General features: G+C 68.3%; 19 protein-coding genes and 1 pseudogene. 11 read left to right on the top strand and 9 right to left on the bottom strand.

Annotated elements, in window-relative coordinates:
* Positions 1 to 133 precede the first annotated feature (133 nt).
* The 3 genes and pseudogenes from FV217_RS06105 to FV217_RS06095 form a co-directional block, all read right to left on the bottom strand.
* A pseudogene (locus tag FV217_RS06105) lies at positions 134 to 508 on the bottom strand (BatA domain-containing protein); the annotation flags it as partial.
* A 10-nt stretch (positions 509 to 518) separates the two neighbouring features.
* Positions 519 to 1433 (bottom strand): DUF58 domain-containing protein, encoded by a 915-nt coding sequence (locus tag FV217_RS06100; RefSeq protein ID WP_147816035.1) that lies wholly within the window; start codon positions 1431 to 1433, stop codon positions 519 to 521.
* 5 nt (positions 1434 to 1438) lie between these two features.
* On the bottom strand, positions 1439 to 2446 hold the full coding sequence (locus FV217_RS06095; RefSeq protein ID WP_147816033.1) for a MoxR family ATPase: 1008 nt from the start codon (positions 2444 to 2446) through the stop codon (positions 1439 to 1441).
* 211 nt (positions 2447 to 2657) lie between these two features.
* Between FV217_RS06095 and FV217_RS06090 the strand changes: the two genes are divergently transcribed.
* From FV217_RS06090 to FV217_RS06080, 3 genes are all read left to right on the top strand, one after another.
* Complete coding sequence (locus tag FV217_RS06090; RefSeq protein WP_147816031.1) at positions 2658 to 3077, top strand: PaaI family thioesterase; 420 nt, start codon at positions 2658 to 2660, stop codon at positions 3075 to 3077.
* A 46-nt stretch (positions 3078 to 3123) separates the two neighbouring features.
* On the top strand, positions 3124 to 3408 hold the full coding sequence (locus tag FV217_RS06085; RefSeq protein ID WP_147816029.1) for an antibiotic biosynthesis monooxygenase: 285 nt from the start codon (positions 3124 to 3126) through the stop codon (positions 3406 to 3408).
* Between the two features lie 326 nt (positions 3409 to 3734).
* Positions 3735 to 6065 carry an EAL domain-containing protein gene (locus FV217_RS06080; RefSeq protein ID WP_147816027.1) on the top strand — a complete coding sequence of 777 codons (2331 nt, stop codon included), beginning with the start codon at positions 3735 to 3737 and terminating at the stop codon, positions 6063 to 6065.
* A gap of 15 nt (positions 6066 to 6080) precedes the next feature.
* Here the strand turns inward: FV217_RS06080 and FV217_RS06075 are convergent, their stop codons facing one another.
* Positions 6081 to 7004 carry a crotonase/enoyl-CoA hydratase family protein gene (locus FV217_RS06075; protein WP_238232811.1) on the bottom strand — a complete coding sequence of 308 codons (924 nt, stop codon included), beginning with the start codon at positions 7002 to 7004 and terminating at the stop codon, positions 6081 to 6083.
* A gap of 403 nt (positions 7005 to 7407) precedes the next feature.
* Here FV217_RS06075 and FV217_RS06070 point away from each other — a divergent pair, with 403 nt between their 5' ends.
* The 4 genes from FV217_RS06070 to FV217_RS06055 all read left to right on the top strand — a co-directional run bounded on the left by FV217_RS06070 (position 7408) and on the right by FV217_RS06055 (position 10369).
* A complete protein-coding gene (locus FV217_RS06070) occupies positions 7408 to 8028 on the top strand; it encodes a DUF1285 domain-containing protein (RefSeq protein WP_147816023.1) in 621 nt (206 codons plus the stop codon).
* Positions 8025 to 8708, top strand: coding sequence for a CoA pyrophosphatase (locus FV217_RS06065; protein ID WP_147816021.1), 684 nt, complete (start codon positions 8025 to 8027; stop codon positions 8706 to 8708). The genes FV217_RS06070 and FV217_RS06065 overlap by 4 nt, the downstream gene beginning before the upstream one ends.
* 34 nt (positions 8709 to 8742) lie before the next feature.
* Positions 8743 to 9000 carry a DUF6111 family protein gene (locus FV217_RS06060; protein WP_147816019.1) on the top strand — a complete coding sequence of 86 codons (258 nt, stop codon included), beginning with the start codon at positions 8743 to 8745 and terminating at the stop codon, positions 8998 to 9000.
* A gap of 97 nt (positions 9001 to 9097) precedes the next feature.
* Positions 9098 to 10369 (top strand): CCA tRNA nucleotidyltransferase, encoded by a 1272-nt coding sequence (locus FV217_RS06055; RefSeq protein WP_187272446.1) that lies wholly within the window; start codon positions 9098 to 9100, stop codon positions 10367 to 10369.
* A 24-nt stretch (positions 10370 to 10393) separates the two neighbouring features.
* On the opposite strand, the gene trpA is transcribed toward FV217_RS06055, so the two are convergent.
* Positions 10394 to 11227, bottom strand: coding sequence for a tryptophan synthase subunit alpha (gene trpA / locus FV217_RS06050; protein WP_147816017.1), 834 nt, complete (start codon positions 11225 to 11227; stop codon positions 10394 to 10396).
* Positions 11228 to 11597: 370 nt separating this feature from the next.
* Between trpA and FV217_RS22730 the strand changes: the two genes are divergently transcribed.
* The 3 genes from FV217_RS22730 to FV217_RS06040 all read left to right on the top strand — a co-directional run bounded on the left by FV217_RS22730 (position 11598) and on the right by FV217_RS06040 (position 14460).
* The gene (locus tag FV217_RS22730) at positions 11598 to 11765 is read left to right on the top strand and encodes a hypothetical protein (protein ID WP_187272445.1); all 168 of its coding nucleotides are present in this window, start codon (positions 11598 to 11600) and stop codon (positions 11763 to 11765) included.
* A 243-nt stretch (positions 11766 to 12008) separates the two neighbouring features.
* The gene (locus tag FV217_RS06045; RefSeq protein WP_246682726.1) at positions 12009 to 14033 is read left to right on the top strand and encodes an ATP-binding protein; all 2025 of its coding nucleotides are present in this window, start codon (positions 12009 to 12011) and stop codon (positions 14031 to 14033) included.
* 88 nt (positions 14034 to 14121) lie between these two features.
* Positions 14122 to 14460, top strand: a complete 339-nt coding sequence (locus FV217_RS06040) for a hypothetical protein (RefSeq protein ID WP_147816015.1) — start codon at positions 14122 to 14124, stop codon at positions 14458 to 14460.
* A gap of 96 nt (positions 14461 to 14556) precedes the next feature.
* On the opposite strand, the gene FV217_RS06035 is transcribed toward FV217_RS06040, so the two are convergent.
* The 3 genes from FV217_RS06035 to FV217_RS06025 all read right to left on the bottom strand — a co-directional run bounded on the left by FV217_RS06035 (position 14557) and on the right by FV217_RS06025 (position 16570).
* A complete protein-coding gene (locus FV217_RS06035; RefSeq protein ID WP_147816013.1) occupies positions 14557 to 15570 on the bottom strand; it encodes an adenosine kinase in 1014 nt (337 codons plus the stop codon).
* A gap of 85 nt (positions 15571 to 15655) precedes the next feature.
* Positions 15656 to 16183, bottom strand: a complete 528-nt coding sequence (locus FV217_RS06030; RefSeq protein WP_306424654.1) for a Uma2 family endonuclease — start codon at positions 16181 to 16183, stop codon at positions 15656 to 15658.
* Positions 16184 to 16255: 72 nt separating this feature from the next.
* Positions 16256 to 16570 carry a hypothetical protein gene (locus FV217_RS06025; protein WP_147816043.1) on the bottom strand — a complete coding sequence of 105 codons (315 nt, stop codon included), beginning with the start codon at positions 16568 to 16570 and terminating at the stop codon, positions 16256 to 16258.
* Positions 16571 to 16691: 121 nt separating this feature from the next.
* Here FV217_RS06025 and ligA point away from each other — a divergent pair, with 121 nt between their 5' ends.
* Positions 16692 to 19133: an NAD-dependent DNA ligase LigA gene (gene ligA / locus FV217_RS06020; protein ID WP_147816009.1), complete on the top strand. Its 2442-nt coding sequence runs from the start codon at positions 16692 to 16694 to the stop codon at positions 19131 to 19133.
* Between the two features lie 10 nt (positions 19134 to 19143).
* On the opposite strand, the gene FV217_RS06015 is transcribed toward ligA, so the two are convergent.
* The gene (locus FV217_RS06015; protein WP_147816007.1) at positions 19144 to 19800 is read right to left on the bottom strand and encodes a glutathione S-transferase family protein; all 657 of its coding nucleotides are present in this window, start codon (positions 19798 to 19800) and stop codon (positions 19144 to 19146) included.
* Positions 19801 to 20050 lie beyond the last annotated feature (250 nt).

Below are 20050 nucleotides of genomic sequence, written 5' to 3'. Positions count from 1 at the left end.
TCACGTCGTGCAGGAGGTCGTGCCACCGCTTCACCGACGACGCGGCCGCCAGCGCCCGGGTCTTCCGCGTCTACAAGCCGACGCCGCCGCACACTCACGCCACCTGCGACGAGTATCTCTACTCGCTTTCCGGGGCGGCGCCCTCGATCTCGTCGGTCGCGGCGCGCAGCCGGTCGCGCCAGTCGTGCGCGGTACCGATGCCGTTATCCAGGAGCACCAGCAGCGGCGTGCGACCGGCGGCGGCGCCGATGCCGGCCGGGTTCCAGACCGGGCCGGACACAGCGAGGATCAGGCAGGCGGCGGCGAGGATGCGCAGCAGCAGCAGCCAGGGCGGCGTGCGGGCCGGCGTCTCGCGCTTCGGCATCAGGTCGGCGACGAGGGCGAGCGGCGGGAATTCGATGCGGCGCGCCCGCGGCGGCGTCACCCGCAGCAGGAACCACAGGGCCGGCAGCGCGGCGAGGGCTGCCAGCGCGAGGGGGGCGGCGAAGGTGAGGGGGACTCCGAACACGTGTCTCTCCTCAGCCGCTTCCGCGCGCGGCGGCGACGAGCGTGAGCAAGCGGAGCGCCGCCTCGCTCGCCGGGCGATCGGTGCGGTGGATCGTCAGCGTCCAGCCCTGGGCACGGGCGATCTCGGAGAGGCCGTCGCGGTGCTGCGCGATCCGCGCGCGATAGGCCTCGCCCCAAGCGCCGGCATCGCCGATGTCGAGCGTTACCCCGCCCTCGGGCTCGTGCAGCACGGTCTGGCCGGAGAAGGGGAAGGTCTCTTCGATCGGGTCGACGATGACGACGAGGTGGCCGTGCGTGCCGCGGGCCGAGATCGCTTGCACCGACTCGCGCACCCGGTCGAGCGGAGTCAGGAAGTCGCTGACGAGAATGGTCTCGTCGAAGCGGCCGGGCGTAGATGTCGGAGGTAGATCCTGCGTCAGGCCGGGCGTGTCGTGCGCCAGCGTCTGCGCCATGCTCTCGACGATGCCGCGCGACGACACCGGACGGGTCAAGCCGAGCAGCCCGACGCGCTCGCCGCCTTCCACGAAGGTGTCGGCCAGCGCCAACCCGAGCACCAGCGCGCGCTCAACCTTCGGCGCCAGGGCGAGATCGGACGCAAAACCCATGGAAGCGGAGCGGTCGATCCAGAACCAGATGGTGTGGGCGGCCTCCCACTCGCGCTCGCGGACGTAGAGCCGGTCGTCATGGGCCGAGCGGCGCCAGTCGATGCGCGCCGCCGCCTCGCCGCTCACGAAAGGCCGGAACTGCCAGAAGGTCTCGCCCGGTCCCGCCCGACGTCGGCCGTGCAGGCCATGGGCCAACATGCTCGACACGCGCCGCGCCTCCAGGATCAGCCGCGGCATCCGGCTCGCGAGCGAGAGCGCACTCTCGGTCTCGCCGCGGCCGGGCGCCCTTCGGTCGGCCGCGATGAGCCGGGTGGTGGCCATCGGTGTCAGAGCTTCCCGGCGAGCTGGGCGATCAGACCCGGAATGGTCTCGCCGTCGGCACGCGCCGCGAAGTTCAGGGCCATGCGGTGCTTCAGCACCGGCTCGGCGAGCGCCTTGACGTCGGCGACGGAGGGGGCGACGCGACCCTCGATCAGGGCGCGGGCGCGCACCGCGAGCGTCAGCGCCTGGCTGGCGCGGGGGCCGGGCCCCCAGAGCAGCTTCTTGCCGATTGCGGCGTCGCCGCCCTCGGGACGGGCCGAGCGGACCAGATCGAGGATCGCGTCGACCACCGCCTCGCCCACCGGCAGGCGGCGCACGAGACGCTGGGCGGTCAGGAGTTCGTCGGTGGTCATCACCGCCTTGGCGTGCTGGTCCTCGACGCCGGTGGTCTCGATCAGGATGCGACGCTCGGCGGCGCGGTCGGGATAGCCGACGTCGATCTCCAGCAGGAACCGGTCGAGCTGCGCCTCGGGCAGAGGGTAGGTGCCTTCCTGCTCGATCGGGTTCTGGGTCGCGAGCACGTGGAAGGGCCGGGGCAGGTCGTGGCGCTCGCCGGCGACCGAGACGTGATGCTCCTGCATCGCCTGCAGCAGGGCCGACTGCGTGCGGGGCGACGCCCGGTTGATCTCGTCGGCCATCAGAAGCTGGGTGAAGACCGGTCCCTTCACGAAGCGGAAGGAGCGGCGACGTTCGGCATCCTCGTCCAAGATCTCGGTGCCGAGGATGTCGGATGGCATCAGGTCGGGCGTGAACTGCACGCGCCGCGCATCGAGCCCGAGCACGGTGCCGAGCGTCTCGACGAGTTTGGTCTTGGCAAGCCCTGGCAGGCCGACCAGCAGGCCGTGGCCGCCGGCCAGGATGGTGACGAGGGCGAGGTCGACGACCTTTTCCTGGCCGAAGATGACGGAGTGGATCGACTCGCGCGCCCGGCCCACCGCGGCGAGGCAGGATTCCGCCGTCGCGACGATACCGTCGTCGAGGCTCGTCGCTGCCGGATTGGCGCCCTGTGCCATCGAGGGGGATGCTCCGAATGAGGATGGACCGCGTCGTCGGTCAGCGTGGCCATGAACGCCAGAGTCTGCCGCCGAACACGGGGCGAACGCAAGCACCGCGGTTTTGCCCCCGCCGACGGACGCTATATGGGCGGAAACGGGCTTACGGCAGCATGACCGCGACATTACGCGGAAGCCGGCCCGACGTTTCGCCGCAAGGGAGCAGGACAGGATGGCCGAGGAACGGAACGATACGGCGTTTCCGCAGGGCTGGACGCCTTTCGAGGATCCCGGGTTCATCGCGCTGACCGGCCCGGTCTACCACCGCGACGGTCGCAAGGCCTTCGCCTTCCAGGCCGAGCCGAAGCACGGCAACCTCGTCGGCATCGTGCATGGCGGCATGCTGGTGACCTTCGCCGACCGTGCGCTCAGCATCGTCGCCATGGAGGCCATGGACGGCGCCGGCTGCGTCACCATCGAGATGAACACCCAGTTCGTCGGCGCCGCCAAGATCGGCGACGTGGTCGAGACGGTGCCGGAGGTCGTCCGGAAAACCTCCTCGCTGGTCTTCGTGCGCGCGATCCTGACCTGCGAGGGCCGGCCACTGGCGTCGATCTCCGGGATCTGGAAGGTGTTGAAGGAGCGATCCTGAGATTTGCCGGGCCTCGAAGCGTGGCCATCGCGAGGGAATGACCGTCTTGACGTTCGTCCTGATCATCCACGACGTCGCCGACTACGATGCCTGGAAAACAGTGTTCGACGAGGCGGCGGCGCTGCGCAGGGATGCCGGCGAAATCTCCTATCGCGTGCTCAGCGACGACACGGATCCGAACAGGGTGGTGCACTTCTCCCGGTGGCGGTCGCTGGCCGAAGCGCGGGCGTTCTTCTCGTTCGAACGACTGGTTGAAATCCGCGAGCGTGCCGGAGTCGCGTCGCCCGACTTTCTCTATCTCAACCAACGCGCGAGTGGCGTCCTGGGCTAGAGCCGTACCCGATCCGATTGCATCGGCTCTTCGCCTCTAAGCCTTTGTTTTCGAGAAGCTTTCTTGCGAAAAACCGGCATCCGCCCGGTTGGAAAGCGCACTCATTTCAGTCGTCGGTTGGCAGTGGAGCGCGCTGGGACGAGACGGGGTTAGGACCATCCCCAGGCACCAGTTTTCGAACGCCGCGGCGGCGTTTGCCGGCATTCCGACGACCCGGCAAGGTATAGAAACATTGTTCGCGCCTAAGGAATCGTCACCGCGATTCAGATGTTCTTTAAGTTCCCTTGGTATCGGCTGCAGATCGAGCGGTTCCCGGAATCGAGCTCTTGAGCCTTCTCAGACACGTCGCAGCCATCGAGGCGGAAGACCGGGCGCTGGCGACCGACGTCAAACGTGCGCTCGTCGATGGTCTCTACACGCCGTTCAAATCCCTCGTCGTCGGCGCGGTCTCCGGTGCAATCATTGCGGGTGCGGCGGCGTTCCGGTCGGGCGATCCGAGTTTCGCCTGCGTCGCAGCCGCCATCGTGATCGTCGGCGCGAGCCGCATCGCCATCGCCCGCATCTACATCCGGAGTCGTCCCGAAGTTTCGCTGACCTACAAGACCTGGGAGCTTTTCTACGCCGTCGGCGGCTTCGCGTTCGCGGCGCTGCTGGGTCTGTGCGCCTTCCTCGCGATCACGCGCTCAAACGATGTTGCGCTTCAGGTGATCACGGCGAGCACCGCGATCGGCTACGGTGCCGGCATCTCCGGCCGCAACGCCGGCCGTCCCTTCCTCGCCATCGGCCAGTTGCTGCTGTCCTCGCTGCCGCTCAGCCTGGGGATGTTTCTGGTGGGCGGCGGCTCGCATATGGCCCTGGGCGTCGTCATCATCCTGTTTGCCTACGGGATGATCGACATCACGCTCAGCATCCGCGAAACCGTGGTCACGGCCCTGGTGACGACCCGCGAGAAGGCGGCGCTAGCCGAAAGCTTCAAGGCGCAGGCCGATCTCTTCGACATCGCCCTGAACAACATGTCCCACGGCCTGTGCATGTTCGACACCCGCGGCCGGTTGAAGGTCTGGAACCGGCGCTTTCTCGAGATCTCCGGTCTCGACCCGGCCCGGGTGGTCGTCGGCGCCTCGGCGCGCGCGCTGTTCGGGGAGAGCTTGGCCGAGATCGAGATGGCCAATGGGCCGCGCCGCACGAATCTCGGCGCCTTCGAGCAGGCGAACGCCGCCCTGGCCGATGGCTCGCTTGTCGTCAAACTTCCCGGAGACCGCTTCATCTCGCTCGTGCAGCGCCGCACGGCGGAGGCCGAGGCCGTGGTGATCTATGAGGACATCACCGAGCGGAAGCGGGACGAGGCCCGCATCAACCAGATGGCGCGCTACGACGAGCTCACCGGCCTGTATAACCGCAGCAGCTTCCGCCAGCAGATCGACGAGTCGCTCGGCGTCGCCCGCCGCCATTCGGGCCATTTCGCCATCCACCTGCTCGACCTCGACCGTTTCAAGGCGATCAACGACACCAAGGGCCATCCGGCCGGCGACCGCCTCCTGCAATTGGTGGCCGACCGTCTTCGCACCGTCGTCCACGGCGCCAACAGCGCTTCGCGCATCGGCGGCGACGAGTTCGTCATCATCCAGAACGGGCTCGGCAGCCTCGACGAGGCCGGCGTGCTCGCCCACGGCATCGTCCGTCTCCTGGAGGAGCCTTTCGAGATCGACGGCTCGCCGGTTCGGATCGGGGCCTCCGTCGGAACCGCGCTCGCGCCCATTCATGCCGATGACGGGGACCGGTTGCTGAAATGCGCGGACATCGCGCTCTATGCCGCCAAGGCCGACGGCCGCAGCACCTACCGCATCTTCCAGCCGGAGATGGAGGCCGAGACCCAGGCGCGGCACGCGATCGAAGCCGACCTGCGCACCGCCCTGGCGAATGACGAATTCGAACTGCTCTACCAGCCGCTGATCGATCTCGGCACCGGCCGGGTGGCCCGGTGCGAAGCGCTGCTGCGCTGGAAACATCCGACCCGCGGCTATGTCTCCCCGCTCGACTTCATCCATGTCGCCGAAGAAACCGGCCTGATCCTGCCGATCGGCGACTGGGTCCTGAACGAAGCCTGCCGCGAGGCGCGCAACTGGCCGGACGAGGTCGGGGTCGCCGTCAATCTCTCGCCGGTGCAGTTCAACAATCCGTCGCTGTCGCTGCAGGTCGTCAGCGCCCTTCAGCGTTCGGGCCTGCCGGCGCAGCGCCTCGAGCTCGAGGTCACGGAAAGCGTGACCCTCGACGGCAACGAGCACACGCTCACCACCATCGACCAGCTCCAGTCGCTCGGCATCCATCTGTCGTTGGACGATTTCGGGACCGGCTATTCGTCGCTGAGCTACCTCAAGAAATTCCCGTTCGACACGCTCAAGATCGACCGTTCCTTCGTGAACGAACTGAGCGAGGCGGCGGACTCGGTCGCGATCGTCCGCGCCGTCGTCGGGATGGGCAAGAGCCTCGGCATGACCATCGTCGTCGAGGGTGTCGAGACCGAGGAGCAACTCGCGATCCTGAAGGCGGAAGGCTGCGACCTCGGCCAGGGCTACCTGTTCAGCCGCCCGATCTCGGCCGGCGCCATCCGCACCATCATCAGCGACGGCTCGGCCATGATCCGCAGCGCTGCGTGATCGGCCTCCGGGATCTCAGGCCGCCGCCGTCTGCACGCCGAGCCTGTCCTGTGCCGCGACGAGCCGTTCCATGATCTTCAGGTCCTGGTCGCGCAGCTTCAGCGCGGCGTCGGCCCAGATCGAGACGATCTTCTTCAGTTCCAGCAGCGAGATCCGATCGACCTCGCGGGCGGCCTGATAGATCGCGCGGTGGCCGTTGTGGCGGCGGCTGCTGCGGGCGATGTAGTCCTGGACCGCCGCCTCGCCCTTGCCGGGCTCCGCCAGCACATGGACGACGCCCATCGCGTGCATGTCCTCGGCGGTATAGGTCTTGCCGCTGAGGATGAGTTCCTGCGCCTTGTTCGAGCCGATGCGGCGGGCGAGGAAGCTGAATGCGCCCATGCCGGGAAACAGGCCGAACAGGATTTCGGGAAAGCCGAACTTGGCGCCCTTCTCGGCGACGACCACGTCGAACGAGAGCAGCGACTCGAACCCGCCGCCGAGCGCGTCGCCCTGCACCAGCCCGATCGTCACGATCGGCAGGCCGAGGGCGTTCATGTTGCGGTGGAGGATCTCGACGCAGGCGTTGCCGTAGCCGACGAGGGTCTCGCGATCACGCTGGCGGATCTTCTGGGCGAAGAGCCGGAGATCGCCCCCGAAGCTGAAGACGCCCTGATAGCGCGAGCCGAGGACGAGGTAGCGCAGGTTCGAATCCTCGCCGGAGAACTTCGCTTCGATCCCGTCCTGCCAGGACCGAAAGTCCGCGAGCATGTCGGGATTGTAGCTCGGGCGCCCGTCCGGCTTCATGTAGGTCCAGAGCGTTTCGCGGGCCTTGTCGTAGGTCACTTCGAGCTGGCGCAGCGCGAACAGCCGTTCTTCGGGCTTGACGGTTTCGACCCGTCCGGGACGGCTGCGATAGGCCTTGGTGCGGCCGATGCCCCAATCCGGATTGCTGAGCATTCCTCCGAAAGGCAGGTAACGTTTGGCCGGGCCTGGAGAATTGGCCATTGCTGCGCGATCCCGTTAACCGATGATGAACCCTAGCAAACCCAAGCCGGGATGACGATGAGGATCCGTTAGGCAATTGGTGTCGTCCCGCCTCAAAATGCGCCTCAGGTAGAGGGGATGGTAATCTTCTCAATCTCTTATATGGTTAAATCGCTGTTAACCGTCCGATCATGTAGAACCTCAGAATGCTTGTTTGTGCGGGCGGCAACTCTACGTGACGGGCGCGGATCCGAAGGCTGTCGCCGTTCCAAACGGCAGAGACGCAGCCGACGGGACAGTCGAACCCAGTCCGTGGTCGAAGGTTCTCCTCGGCGGCCGACGCAACAGGCGTCCGCCAAGCGCGTTGGATGTCCCGATGACGACAGACCCGACACGGCCCGAATTGCCGACTCCCACGACCGATTCCGCCCTCGGCCGCCTCGGCGCGGCACTGGGAGACCTGCCGACGCGCGGGCTGCCCCCGGTCGAACTCTGGCATCCCAAGCATTGCGGTACGATCGATATTCGAATTGCCGCCGACGGGACTTGGTTTCACGAAGGGGCGCCGATCCGCCGGCCGGCTTTGGTCAAACTGTTTTCCACGATCCTGAGACGGGAGCCCGACGGCTCGACCGTGCTCGTCACGCCGGCGGAGCGCATGACCATCAGGGTGGACGACGCCCCCTTCGTCGCCGTCGAGATGGCGGTGGACGGGGAGGGAGAGCTCCGGCGCATCGGATTCCGCACCAATGTCGACGATCTCGTCCCGCTCGACGACGACCATCCGATCCGCTTCGAGCAGGACGGCTCCGGTGGCTTCAAGCCCTACGTGAAGGTCCGCGGCGGCCTCTGGGCACTCCTGACACGGGCCTTGACCTACGATCTCGTCGACCTCGCCGAGGAGCGTGAAATCGACGGCCGGGACTGGCTCGGGCTGGCGGCCGGCGGCCGCTTCCACCCGATCGTGCGAACCGCCGACCTGAAGGTTGCCGGATGAGGCCTCCCGACGGTGTCCTGGCGTCCGGCCGCGGTCCCGCGATCTGGGCCGACGACCTCTCGGATTTCCTCCGCCGGGCGGAGCGCGGCCTCGTGCAGGAGCCGCCCGGCCCCGGCGACCCGACCTGCAACCCGCGCGGCGACCACGATCTCGATCCCGACGGTTTCGCGATCGCCCCGCTGCAGCCGCATCGGCCCGCGGCGGTGCTGGTGCCGATCCTGCCGGTACCCGGCGGCCTCGCGGTGGTGCTGACGCAGCGTGCCGCGCATCTGCGCGACCATTCTGGCCAGATCGCCTTTCCCGGCGGCAAGATGGATCCGGGTGATCCCTCGCCGGTGGCGACGGCCCTGCGCGAGGCCGAGGAGGAGATCGGGCTGTCGCCGGCAAAAGTACGCCCGCTGGGCTATCTCGACCCGTATCTCTCGGCCACCGGCTTCCTCGTCACGCCAGTGGTGGGGCTGGTGGAACCGAACCCGCATCTCAACATCAATCCGGATGAAGTGGCGGACGTGTTCGAGGTGCCCCTGGGCCACCTGATGGATCCGGGCCGCCACCTGATCAAGACGCGCAGCTGGCAGGGGCGCATGCGGATCTACTACGCCATCCCCTTCGGCGAGCGGTTGATCTGGGGGCTCACGGCCGGGATCGTGCATAATCTCTACGAGCGCCTGTTCCGGTAGGGCGCAGAGCCACGGTTTCGCGTAGACCGCCCGCATGCTCCGTTGGATTCTCGAGGAACTCGTCCTCTTCGCGCTGCCGTTTCTCGCCTTCGCCGGCGTTCTCGTCCTCTTGCGGCGAAATCCGCTGCAGGCCGAACACTGGGAGGCGCAATGGGTCCGTCTCGTCCTGGCGGGGATTTTCGTCGTCGTCGCCTCGTTGCTGATGACCGGCCTCACCGCCACCCGCCATCCCGACGGCTACGTGCCGCCGCACATGGAAAATGGGCGGCTCGTGCCGGGCGTGTTCCAATGACGGGGCTGGGCCGTGCGGCTGATGCCGTGGGGGCCGTCGGTCATCGGGGCGGCGCGGCTCGGCCATGCAGGCGGACGGCCGGTCGCTGGAGGGGGCGATGCCTGCGGTCGCCGGTATGATCCCCGTAGGCCTCGATGCGGAAGGTCTGGAGCGGCTGCTCGCCCGTCCAAGTGTCGCGGTATGCCTCGCGGCCCTTCGCGCCGAGGGGGAGGAGACGCGTCTCGTCGGCGGCTGCGTTCGTGATGCCCTGCTCGGTCAGGACGCCGCCGACATCGATCTCGCCACGACGCATCCGCCCGCGCGCACCATGGCGCTCGCCAGGGCTGCCGGGCTCAAGGCGGTTCCGACGGGCTTCGACCACGGCACCGTCACCCTCGTCGTCGACGGCACGCCCGTCGAGGTCACGACCTTGCGTCAGGACATCGAGACCGACGGCCGTCACGCAGTCGTCCGCTTCGGCCGCGATTTCCGCCGCGACGCCGACCGGCGGGATTTCACCATTAACGCCCTCTCGCTCGACGCGGACGGCGCGCTTCACGACCCCGCTGACGGTCTCGCCGACCTCGATGCGGGCCGCGTCCGCTTCATCGGCGATCCGGCAACGCGCATCCGCGAGGATTCCCTCCGCGCACTCCGATTCTTCCGCTTCCATGCCCGTTTCGGTCGCGGCGAGCCGGATCCGGCCGGCCTGCGCGCGGTCATCGCTGCCCGCGCCTCCCTCGATCGCCTCTCGCGGGAGCGGGTGAGGGCGGAAACCCTGAAGCTGCTGCTCGCGCCGCGGGCCGTGCCGGCCATCGCCGTGATGAGCGAGACCGGGCTTCTGGCCGGTCTGGTCGGTGGCGTGGGGGATCTCGGCCGGCTCGCCCGGGCCGCTACGGATGCAGGCGCGCCGGCTGCGGCACGGCTCGCGGCGCTCTGCGTCCAGACCGTCGAAGATGCGGAGCGCCTCCGCGACCGTCTACGCCTCTCGAAGGCCGAGTATGCCCATCTCGCGGACTACGCCGCCGCCGCGTCGGATCTCCGCAGCCGGAAGGACATCGAGAGCCGTGACGTTCGCGGGCTCGCGGCGGTCCATGGGCCGCTGATGGTGGCCGAGGTTCTGCGCGCCCTCGGCGGCGAGCCGCGCCCACGGGTCGAACCCGAGGCCCTGTCGATCCTGGCCGGCCTCGTGGCCTCCCGAAACCGGCCGGTCCTTCCCCTCGGCGGCGGAGACCTCGTCGCCCGTGGCCTCCGCCCCGGGCGCGCCGTCGGTCGCGGTCTCGCGGCGGCGCGGACGCTGTGGTTGTCCGAGGGCTGCCCGATGGACGACGCCGCGCGTGGGCGGCTCATCGCGTATGCTCTGGCCGAGGCGAATGAGCGTGCCGGGTAGGAGGAAATCCGGAGGCGCCGCGCCTCACGCAGCCGTCGTCGGCTCTCTCACGCCCGCCGCCAGTTCCCTGACCAGTGCGGTCACCGCTTCGACGCTCCCGGCGCTCGCCCGGTTCTCACCGTCGAGGCTCTTGGCAAGTGCCGCGACCAGGGCCGAGCCGACCACGACGCCGTCGGCGCCCTGCGCGATGGCGGCGGCGTCGGCCCGCGTCTTGACGCCGAAGCCGACGACGACCGGAAGTTCGGTATGGGAGCGGATGCGGCCGACAGCCTCGGCGACGCGGCTGAAATCCGGGGTGGCGGTGCCGGTGATGCCGGTGATCGAAACGTAGTAGACGAAGCCGGCGGTGTTCTTCAGCACGGCCGGCAGCCGGTGTTCGTCGGTGGTCGGAGTGGCCAGCCGGATAAAGGCGAGGCCTTTGGCCAAGGCCGGCAGGCACAATTCCTCGTCTTCCTCCGGTGGCAGGTCGACGACGATGAGTCCGTCGATTCCGGCAGCGAGCGCATCGTCGAGGAAGCGCGAGACGCCGTAGACGTAGATCGGGTTGTAGTAGCCCATCAGGACGACCGGCGTGTCACCGTTCTCCTCGCGGAAGCGGGCGACGAGGCGAAGCGTCTTGTGCAGGTCCTGGCCCGACGCCAGCGCCCGCAGGCCCGCCGCCTGGATGGCCGGCCCGTCGGCCATCGGGTCGGTGAAGGGCAAGCCGAACTCGACGATGTCGGCGCCCGCCTCCGGCAGAGCCTTCAGCAGGGTCAGAGAGGTTTCGGCGTCCGGGTCGCCCGCCATCACGTAGGTGACGAGGGCGGCACGGCCTTCCGCGCGGCAGCGGGCGAAGGTGGCATCGATGCGGGCGGTCATGGCCGAAGTCCGGGGGGCAAAGACGGGTACTGACGGGGTCGCGCCTACACCATTGCCGCCGGTGCGTGAAGCACGAGACGGCCTATGCCCCGTTTCCGTCATGCGCGCTGCGTTTCGCGAAACCATGCGATGCGGCCAAATGTCCGGTTCAGTCTTCGTTTCGAGTATTTATCGCGCCGTAGTGCGTATTCAATCCAATAGAACCATCTATCGAAATAGACAGATCGATCATTTGGCGTCTCGGTACGATCGCCAATGTGTAATGGGGTCGGGCTCGGGGTGGAATTTGAAGTTGAAGTTCCGGTCGTGCGCGCTAATGTCTCGAATTGCGATGCGGTGACGGGCATCGCGGCGTGCCTTGGAGACTCGGGTGACAGCCAGTGAACGCGCGAGAATAGAACAGGCGATCGAGTTGTTTCTGGAGGCTCGGAAGATACTTGGATCCGATGGGTCGTTTCGCTCGCGTGTGCTGCTCGACATGCTTCTCCTGCAGCTTGGCAAAGAATTCGCCGAGTCTTCCAACGAAGCGGTCGATTGAATTCTGCAGCACGTCCCGAGGCCGGGTCGCCGACGCCCGGATGCGGCGTCGGGACGACAGGACCCCGCACGGAATCGATCGTAATCCGGTGACTCTCCCTTAGCCGTCTTTCTCAAGCTCCCCTTCACGCGCCGCTGTCACGGTCTTCACCGATGGCCCACGGGTCGATCGTGGAGCGTGTCGATGTCGCTGCAGGGGATCGCGATGCTGGTCTTGGGCCTGACCGTGGTCGGGCTCGCGGTCATGCTCGTCGTCGCGCTCCGCCGCGGCGGGCCCGTCGCGAACGAATCCGACGACGCCGAGGCGATGCAGGACCGGCTCTGGCTGCTCGCCGAGAGCGAGGAGCGCTACCGGGCCTTGGTCGAGGCGACGACGGAATGCATCGTCCAGCGCGACGACCGGGGCCGGATCACCTTTGCCAACGAAGGGTTTGCCGCGATGCTCGGCGCCAGGCCCCTCGACCTGATCGGCTCCGCCGTGCAGCTCCAGATCCTGGAACCGGGCGAGATCGCGCAGCGCGCCGACGGCGTGCGGCAGGTCGAGGAGCGGGTGCTGCCGGTGGATGGGCGGCCTCGCTGGTTCTCCTTCATCGAAATGCCGGTCCAGGGCACCGGCGGCGCACCGCACTGGCTGCGGGCCGGTTGCGACGTCACCGCACGTATCGAGGCGGCGCGCTCCCTCGATGAGGCCAAGAGTCGCGCAGAGAGCGCGAACATCGCCAAATCCCGCTTTCTCGCCACCGTCAGCCACGAGTTCCGCACACCGCTCAACGGCATTCTCGGCATGGCCGATCTCGTGCTGGAAACCGGGCTCGATGCCGAGCAGCGCACCTACGTCGAGGCCGTGCGCACCAGCGGCAAGGCCCTGCTCTCCCTGGTCGACGGCATCCTCGACTTCTCGCGGATCGAGGCCGGACGGCTCGACCTCGCGGCCGAGCCTTTCGACGTCGCCGCGACCGTCGAAGGCGTCATCGAACTCCTGGCGCCTCGCGCGCAGGACAAGGGGCTGGAAATCGCCCTCGACGTCTCCGAGGATTTTCAGGCGCAGCGCATCGGCGATGCCGACCGGGTCCGCCAGATCCTGCTCAACCTCGCCGGCAACGCGATCAAGTTCACCCAGTCCGGCGGCGTCGGCGTCGTGCTGGCGCAGACCGCGGACGCGATCGTCCTGTCGATCGAGGATACCGGCCCCGGAATTCCCGAGGAGCGCATTCCGGCGCTCTTCGAGGAATTCGAGCAAGGTGACGGCAGCGCCAGCCGGCGCCACGAGGGCACCGGCTTGGGCCTCGCCATCACGCAGCGACTCGTCGAGCGCATGAGCGGGCGCATCGAGGTCAGTTCGAAGCCCGGTCGCGGCAGCGTATTCCGGGTGATCCTGCCGTTGCCGCTCGCCAGCGAGGAGACGGCCCAGCGTCCGCCGTCGCTGCGTGCGCGAAAGATCCTGATCGTTGCGGAATCGCCCTTCCAGGCGCCCTACCTCGCCCGGCGCCTGTCCCGCTCGGGCGCTGCCGCCGTCATCGTGCCGAACGTGGAGGCGGCGCTCGATGCGCTCTCAGGCGCCGGCTTCGATGCGCTGATCGCGGATCGCGCGTTGGGCGATGGCGATGTGCGCCGTCTCGCGACCGAGGCGCGGCGCGGCGGTGTGCGCTGCAGCCTGATCCTGCTCTCGCCCTTCGACCGGCGCGAGTTCGGTGCGCCGGGTGCCGCGGGCTTCGACAGCTACCTGATCAAACCGGTGCGCGCCCGCTCGCTGTTCGACCGGCTGCTGGAGCCCGGCGTGGGATCGGCCGCACGGGAAGCGCCGTCCGAGACGAGGTCGCCGCGTCCGGCGATTTCGGCCTCCGTCGACACGCTCGGCACGAACGGGCGCCCCATGCCCGGCCGCGGCCGTCGGGTGCTCCTGGCCGAAGACAACCCGATCAACGCGCTTCTCGCCACCAAGGCGCTCGAACGTCTCGGCGCCACGGTCACGCTGGCCCGGGACGGCATCGACGCCCTGGCGGCGATCGAGGCTGCGCCGACGGCTTTCGACCTCGCTCTGATCGACATCCGCATGCCCGGCCTCGACGGCCTCGAAACCGTCCGCCGCATCCGCGCTCGCGAAGCCGAAGGTGCCCCGGTACCTCGGCAACTCGTAGCGCTGACCGCCAACGCTGCGGGCGAAGACGAACGTGCAGCCCGCGACGCCGGCTTCGATGGCTTCCTGCCCAAGCCCCTCGATCTGAAGGCCTTGCCGGGGTTGTTGGAATGGCGCTCGCAGGCGGCATAAAGCCGACGGGAGCGCGAAAAGTCCTTGCCTGTAGCGGCTTCCACCGGCGATCAGTCGGCCGGGGCGAAGAGCCGGGAGCGCATGTGCCATGATGAGAGTCCCGGTCTGGACGCTCGCCTTTCTGTCGTTTTGCGCGGCAGCCTCGGCTCAAGATAAGCCGCTCGTCATCCCTCAGGTGGAGGGCGCGAAGCAGGGCCGGATCATCGGGCGCGCCATGGTCTGTGGCGTGCCGCAGGAGCGAACCGGCGCATTGATCAAGATCAACCGCGAACGGATGCTGGCAGCCGTCGGATCGGCCTTTACCGAGGACCGCTACCTGCCGGAACTGGACCGGACGATCGCCTTCGAGACCAGCCTGCCGCCACCGTCCGAGGCGGCTTGCGCCAAGGCGATCATGGCGTTCGACGCGTTGGAGCGCGCGCGCTGACCACCAGCCCCGGCCGGGCCAGGGATGCAGCCCGGCCGTCGTCAGGCGGCGTTTCACCCTGAAGCGGATGGCGCAAGGCGCGCCATCTCGTGAGGCTCAGAGAAGATTCTGGGCCTTGGCCAACGCGACGAGGTCCCTTTGCGGGCGGGCGCCGATATGCTCGATCACTTCGGCCGCAGCGAGCGCTCCGAGACGCGCACTCGTGACGTTGTCGAGCCCGCGGGCATGGCCGGCCAGGAAGCCGGCCGCGAACAGGTCGCCCGCGCCCGTCGTGTCGACGACCTCCCGCACGGGTGCCGCCTCGACCGAGCGGACTTCGCCGCCCTTCACCACCAGGGCGCCCTCGGCCGACCGGGTGACGAGACCCAGCAGGTGATGGCCACGGGCGTCGCGCTCGTCGCGCAGGGCCTTGATCGCGGCTTCCCCGTCGTCCGTCTGGTAGAGGCTCTTCAGCTCGCCGAGATTGGCGAACAGGATGTCGATGCTGCCGTCCCGGATCAGGCCGAGAAACTCGTCGCGGTAGCGGCCGACGCAGAAGGCGTCCGAGAGCGTCAGCGCCACGGCATTGCCGGCGCCGTGCGCGATCTTGACCGCCTTGCGGAAGGCTTCCTTGGCCTCCGGCGGATCCCAGAGGTAGCCTTCGAGGTAGATCGTGCGCGCGCTCGCGGCCGTGGCCTCGTCGACGTCGGCCGGCGTGAGGCCCTGGCAGGCGCCGAGATAGGTGTTCATGGTGCGCTCGCCGTCCGGCGTCACCAGGATGAAGCAGCGGGCGGTGGCCGGGCCTTCGGTCGCCGCGGCGACGTCGAAGCGCACGCCGGTCGCCCGGAGATCGTGGGCGAACAGGCCGCCGAGTTCGTCGTCGCGGACCTTGCCGACGAAGCCGGTCTTCGCACCGAGGATCGCGGCACCCGCCGCGGTGTTCGAGCCCGAGCCGCCCGACACGACCGTGGTCTGCCCCATCGCCGCGAAAAGCTCTTCGGCCCGCTTTTCGTCGATGAGCTGCATCGCGCCTTTCGGCACGCCCTGCGCAGCGAGAAACGTCTCGTCGGTGCGCGCGATCAGGTCGACGATGGCGTTGCCGAGGACGAGGAGATCGAGGGATTCGGGCATCTTGTGTCCGGTCTGGTCAGCGATGCCTCGGGCCTGTGGCAGCCGTGCTCGGACGCGTCAACCCGCGGCGGCGCTCTGCTCCCACTCAAGGTTGTCCGAACAGGTCCGCGACGGCGATGGTCAGACCGGGCGGCGTGAGATCGAGAGTGCCGGTCGATAGGATGCGTGCCGCGATGCCGCCCGCGCCGTCGCGGCTGTGATGAATGACCAGCGGTGCACCCGGGTCGACGACGAGGTAGTGCATCACGCTCGGTACGCGGAAATAGCCGGTCAGCTTGCGGTTCGTATCGATCGAGCGCGAGGACGGCGAGACCACCTCGACAACGATCACGGGCGTCACCTCCATCGCGTCGAGGTCGGCACGCTCGCCGCAATAGACGAGCACATCGGGAACGTAGCTGGTCTGCGCATCGACTCTGACGGCGACGCCGTCGATGAGCGCGCGGCAAGGGCGCCGGCCATCCCGGATCGCCGCCCGCAGCGCGTCGAACACGGCCGCCTTGGTCTCGGCATGCCGCACGCGCTCCGGCGACATCGCCACCACCTCGCCGTCGATAAGCTCGTACTTACCGTCGCGACCCGCGGCCCAGGCCAGGAACGCGTCGACCGTCATGCGGGGTTTCGGCTGCACACCCATGATACGGATGGTACCACGCCGTGCCGCCCCGGCGAAGCGGCCGAACCTCTATTGCTGCAGGCTCTTCATCTCGCATTGCGCGTATTCGCCGCTCGCCTTGACGTAGGCGTTGAGCTTCTGGGCGTAGGCCTCGGCCAGCGGCCGGAAGACCTGGGCCTGCGCGTTGTAGGCCTTGATCGCGTCGTTGTAGCTGTAGGCCTCCCAGCCGGGGCAGCCGCCCTTGGCGTCGAGGCAGGCGGGTTTTGGCGGCAGCGAAGGTTTTTCGGGTTTGCCCTCAGCCGGCGGAGGCACGGGGACGGCGCAGGGCGCCGCCAGGGCCGCGGAGGCGCCCGTCAGACCTAGTGTCAGAACCAACCCGATCATACCCTGACGCATTGCCGCGTTCCCTTCCGAAAGCCTCGCGCTCTTGGGCGCGAGACTTGTGGCGGGAATCGGGTCAGGTCGCGTTAACCTGCCGCCGCAAACTCTCGCTTAGAACCTGCCCATGCCCGCTCGCTCCGCCGCAGACATCGACAGCCTCACAGAGGCAGGCGCCAAAGAGCGCCACGCTGCCCTTTCGGCCGAGATCGCCGAGGCCGACCGGCTCTATCACGGCGAGGATGCGCCCGAGATTTCGGACGCGGAGTACGACGCCCTGCGGCGCGAGCTCGAGGCGATCGAGGCGCGCTTTCCCGATCTCGCCGGCACCGGCGAGGCCAGCGTGTCCGTCGGCGCCAAGCCGTCGAGCCGGTTCGAAAAGGTCCGCCACGCCGTTCCGATGCTGTCCCTCGGCAACGCCTTCGCCGACGAGGAGGTGGAAGACTTCGTGGCGCGGGTGCGCCGCTTCCTCAATTGGCCCGATGGCGAGCCGCTCGCCTTCACGGCGGAGCCGAAGATCGACGGTCTGTCGCTGTCGCTGCGCTACGAGAAGGGCCAGCTCGTCACCGCGGCGACGCGCGGTGACGGCGAGGTCGGCGAGAAGGTCACCGCCAACGCGCGCACCGTGGACGACATCCCGGAGATGCTGTCCGGCACGGGCTGGCCCGACGTGCTGGAGGTGCGCGGCGAGGTCTACCTCTCGCACGCGGATTTCGCGGCCATCAACATGCGCCAGGAGGCGGACGGCAAACCGGCCTTCGCCAACCCCCGCAACGCCGCAGCCGGCTCGCTGCGCCAGAAGGACGCCGCGATCACTGCATCCCGGCCGCTGCACTTCTTCGCCTATGCCTGGGGCGAGGTGTCTGAGCCGGTCGCCGAGACCCAGTTCGAGACGCTGGCGCGGTTCCGAGACTGGGGCCTATCGGTGAACCCCCTGACGGTCCGCTGCGAGAGTGCCGCCGAGCTGATCGCCCATTACGAAAAAATCGGGCGGCAGCGGGCGGACCTCGGCTACGACATCGACGGCGTCGTCTACAAGGTCGACGACCTCGCCCTGCAGAAGCGCCTCGGCTTCGTCTCGCGCAGTCCGCGCTGGGCGCTGGCGCACAAGTTCGCGGCGCAGGAGGCGTTCACGACGCTGGAGGCGATCGACATCCAGGTCGGGCGTACGGGGTCGCTCAACCCGCTGGCGCGGCTGAAGCCGGTGACGGTCGGCGGCGTGGTCGTCTCGAACGCGACGCTGCACAACGAGGGCTACGTCCAGGGCGTCGGCGGCGACGGCGAGCCCATTCGCGATGGCCGCGACATCCGTGTCGGCGACACCGTGATCGTGGTGCGCGCGGGCGACGTCATCCCGAAGGTGATGGACGTGGTCCTCGACAAGCGCCCGGCCGACTCGAAGCCTTTCGTGTTCCGCACCACCTGCCCGGCCTGCGGCAGCAAGGCGGTGCGCGAGATGAATCCGCGCACGAAAAAGCTCGACGCCATCCGGCGCTGCACCGGCGGCCTGATCTGCCCGGCGCAAGGCGTCGAGCGGCTCAAGCACTTCGTCTCGCGCAACGGCTTCGATCTGGAAGGGTTCGGGCAGACCTATATCGAGGTGCTGTTCGAGGCGGGTCTCGTGAAGCAGCCCGCCGACCTGTTCCGCCTGGAATTCGAACCGCTGCAGGCTGCGATCGTCGCGCGGCGCGAAGAGTTGTCGGCGCAGCGCCGGGCCGAGGGTGAGCCGGCTCCGAAGAAGCCGACCAAGAAGAAAGGCGAGGAGGAGGACAAGGCGATCACGAATCTCCTCGCCTCGCTCGACGCGCGCCGGACGATCCCGCTCAACCGTTTGCTGTTCGCCCTCGGCATCCGGCATATCGGCGAGTCGACGGCGAAGGCCCTGGCCAAGCGCTTTTCGGACATGCGGACGCTCGAATCGGCGATCGACGCGGCGGCCGGTGCGCAGGCCGGTCCGGATTGGCTCGAACTCTCGGGCATTCCGCGCATCGGGCCGGGCACGCGCGACAAGCTTTTCGCGGAGACCGAGGCGTCGCCGGGCGAGGCGCTGAAAGGGCTTTCGACGGGCGCCCGCCTGCGTGCGCGCCTGACCTCGGCTCAGGGCGAGGCGCTGCTCGCGCACTACGGGAACGCCGAGGCGGCGGACGCGGCGCTCGAACGCGCGGCGGGCCAGAGGCCCGGCGAGGCCTATCATCTCCTCGCCGACGACGGCGAGATCGGGCCGGTGGCGACCGACTCGCTCATTGAGTTCTTTGCCGAGCCGCACAACGCCGAGGCGGTCGCAGCCCTGCTCGACCAAGTGACGACCGAGCCGCTGGCCGCCGCCGCGACGGCGACGGCGTTCGCCGGCAAGACCGTGGTCTTCACCGGCACCCTCGAAAAGATGACCCGGAGCGAGGCCAAGGCCACCGCTGAGCGCCTCGGCGCCAAGGTCTCGGGCTCGGTCTCCGCCAAGACCGATCTCGTCGTGGCCGGACCCGGTGCGGGCTCCAAGCTCAAGGACGCCGAGAAGCACGCCGTCAAGGTGATCTCGGAGGATGACTGGCTGGCGATGCTCGCCGAGGCGTGAGTCGCCGCCGTCAGAACTCCATGTCCAATTCCTCGATCTCGTCGGGCTCCGCGACGGCTTCCTGCGTCCACTCGGCCATCAGGTCCCACGCCAGGATCGTGTCGCGGTACGTTTCCGCCGTGAACGGCAACGGCACGTCGTAGGTGCGGAAGCGCGTGCAGACCGGGGCGTACATCGCGTCGGCGAGGGTGGGGCGGGCGCCGAACAGGTAGGGGCCGCCGGAGCGCGACAGGCAGTCCTCGACGATCGCCAGGATGCGGTCGATATCGCCTTTGGCACCGTTGAAGATCGGGAAGCCGGGAATCTGCGCACGCAGGTTCATCGGCATCGCCGAGCGCAGGTTGATGAAGCCGCCATGCATCTCGCTCGAAACGGCGCGGCAGCGCGCCCGCTCGGCCGCGGATTCCGGCAGCAGGCCGGCACCGGAACGGATCTCGTTCAGGTACTCGGCGATGGCGAGCACGTCCCAGACGACGATGTCGCCATGCGTCAGCCGCGGCACCAGAAACGAAGGCGACAGGTGCAGGAGTTCGGCGCGGGTCGAGGATTCCTTGCCCGACAGAAGCTCGACGTCGAAATCGAGCCCGGCCATCCGGCACACGAGCCAGCCGCGTAGCGACCAGGACGAGTAGTTCCGGCTGGAAATCGTGAGCGTCGCGTCTGCCATGAGCGTTTTCCCCGTGCCGAAGTCCTTGCCGAGTCGGCATCCAAGACTCGTGCCGCCGCAGCAGTGCCTACGCCGGAGGCTTGGGATAATCCGGAATGGGTCGCCATGGCCTTTCGTCAGCGCTTCGAATGCGTTGTGCGCCATCGACCGGAAATTCGGAAGCCGGTACAATTATTTACGGCGCGCGAGGTGCATGAAGCATTTTTGCTGCACCCGCTGCCAATCCGGGGGAGTTCGTACCTTTTGCCGG

The sequence above is a fragment of the Methylobacterium sp. WL9 genome (genome assembly GCF_008040035.1).
GTDB lineage: Bacteria > Pseudomonadota > Alphaproteobacteria > Rhizobiales > Beijerinckiaceae > Methylobacterium > Methylobacterium thuringiense.
The sequence above is the reverse complement of the archived record's forward strand: the minus strand, read 5'-3'. Positions and strand labels throughout refer to the sequence as shown.

What these genes read in the sequence shown, in the direction of transcription:
- FV217_RS06040 (WP_147816015.1), top strand. Translation starts at nt 14,122, where the DNA reads ATGATGAGAGTCCCGGTCTGGACGCTCGCCTTTCTGTCGTTTTGCGCG.
- trpA (WP_147816017.1), bottom strand. Translation starts at nt 11,227, where the DNA reads ATGACCGCCCGCATCGATGCCACCTTCGCCCGCTGCCGCGCGGAAGGC.
- FV217_RS06025 (WP_147816043.1), bottom strand. Translation starts at nt 16,570, where the DNA reads ATGATCGGGTTGGTTCTGACACTAGGTCTGACGGGCGCCTCCGCGGCC.
- FV217_RS06100 (WP_147816035.1), bottom strand. Translation starts at nt 1,433, where the DNA reads ATGGCCACCACCCGGCTCATCGCGGCCGACCGAAGGGCGCCCGGCCGC.
- FV217_RS06015 (WP_147816007.1), bottom strand. Translation starts at nt 19,800, where the DNA reads ATGGCAGACGCGACGCTCACGATTTCCAGCCGGAACTACTCGTCCTGG.
- ligA (WP_147816009.1), top strand. Translation starts at nt 16,692, where the DNA reads ATGCCCGCTCGCTCCGCCGCAGACATCGACAGCCTCACAGAGGCAGGC.
- FV217_RS06045 (WP_246682726.1), top strand. Translation starts at nt 12,009, where the DNA reads ATGCTCGTCGTCGCGCTCCGCCGCGGCGGGCCCGTCGCGAACGAATCC.
- FV217_RS06070 (WP_147816023.1), top strand. Translation starts at nt 7,408, where the DNA reads ATGACGACAGACCCGACACGGCCCGAATTGCCGACTCCCACGACCGAT.
- FV217_RS06030 (WP_306424654.1), bottom strand. Translation starts at nt 16,183, where the DNA reads ATGACGGTCGACGCGTTCCTGGCCTGGGCCGCGGGTCGCGACGGTAAG.
- FV217_RS06035 (WP_147816013.1), bottom strand. Translation starts at nt 15,570, where the DNA reads ATGCCCGAATCCCTCGATCTCCTCGTCCTCGGCAACGCCATCGTCGAC.
- FV217_RS06090 (WP_147816031.1), top strand. Translation starts at nt 2,658, where the DNA reads ATGGCCGAGGAACGGAACGATACGGCGTTTCCGCAGGGCTGGACGCCT.
- FV217_RS06065 (WP_147816021.1), top strand. Translation starts at nt 8,025, where the DNA reads ATGAGGCCTCCCGACGGTGTCCTGGCGTCCGGCCGCGGTCCCGCGATC.
- FV217_RS06075 (WP_238232811.1), bottom strand. Translation starts at nt 7,004, where the DNA reads ATGCTCAGCAATCCGGATTGGGGCATCGGCCGCACCAAGGCCTATCGC.
- FV217_RS06060 (WP_147816019.1), top strand. Translation starts at nt 8,743, where the DNA reads ATGCTCCGTTGGATTCTCGAGGAACTCGTCCTCTTCGCGCTGCCGTTT.
- FV217_RS06055 (WP_187272446.1), top strand. Translation starts at nt 9,098, where the DNA reads ATGCCTGCGGTCGCCGGTATGATCCCCGTAGGCCTCGATGCGGAAGGT.
- FV217_RS06095 (WP_147816033.1), bottom strand. Translation starts at nt 2,446, where the DNA reads ATGGCACAGGGCGCCAATCCGGCAGCGACGAGCCTCGACGACGGTATC.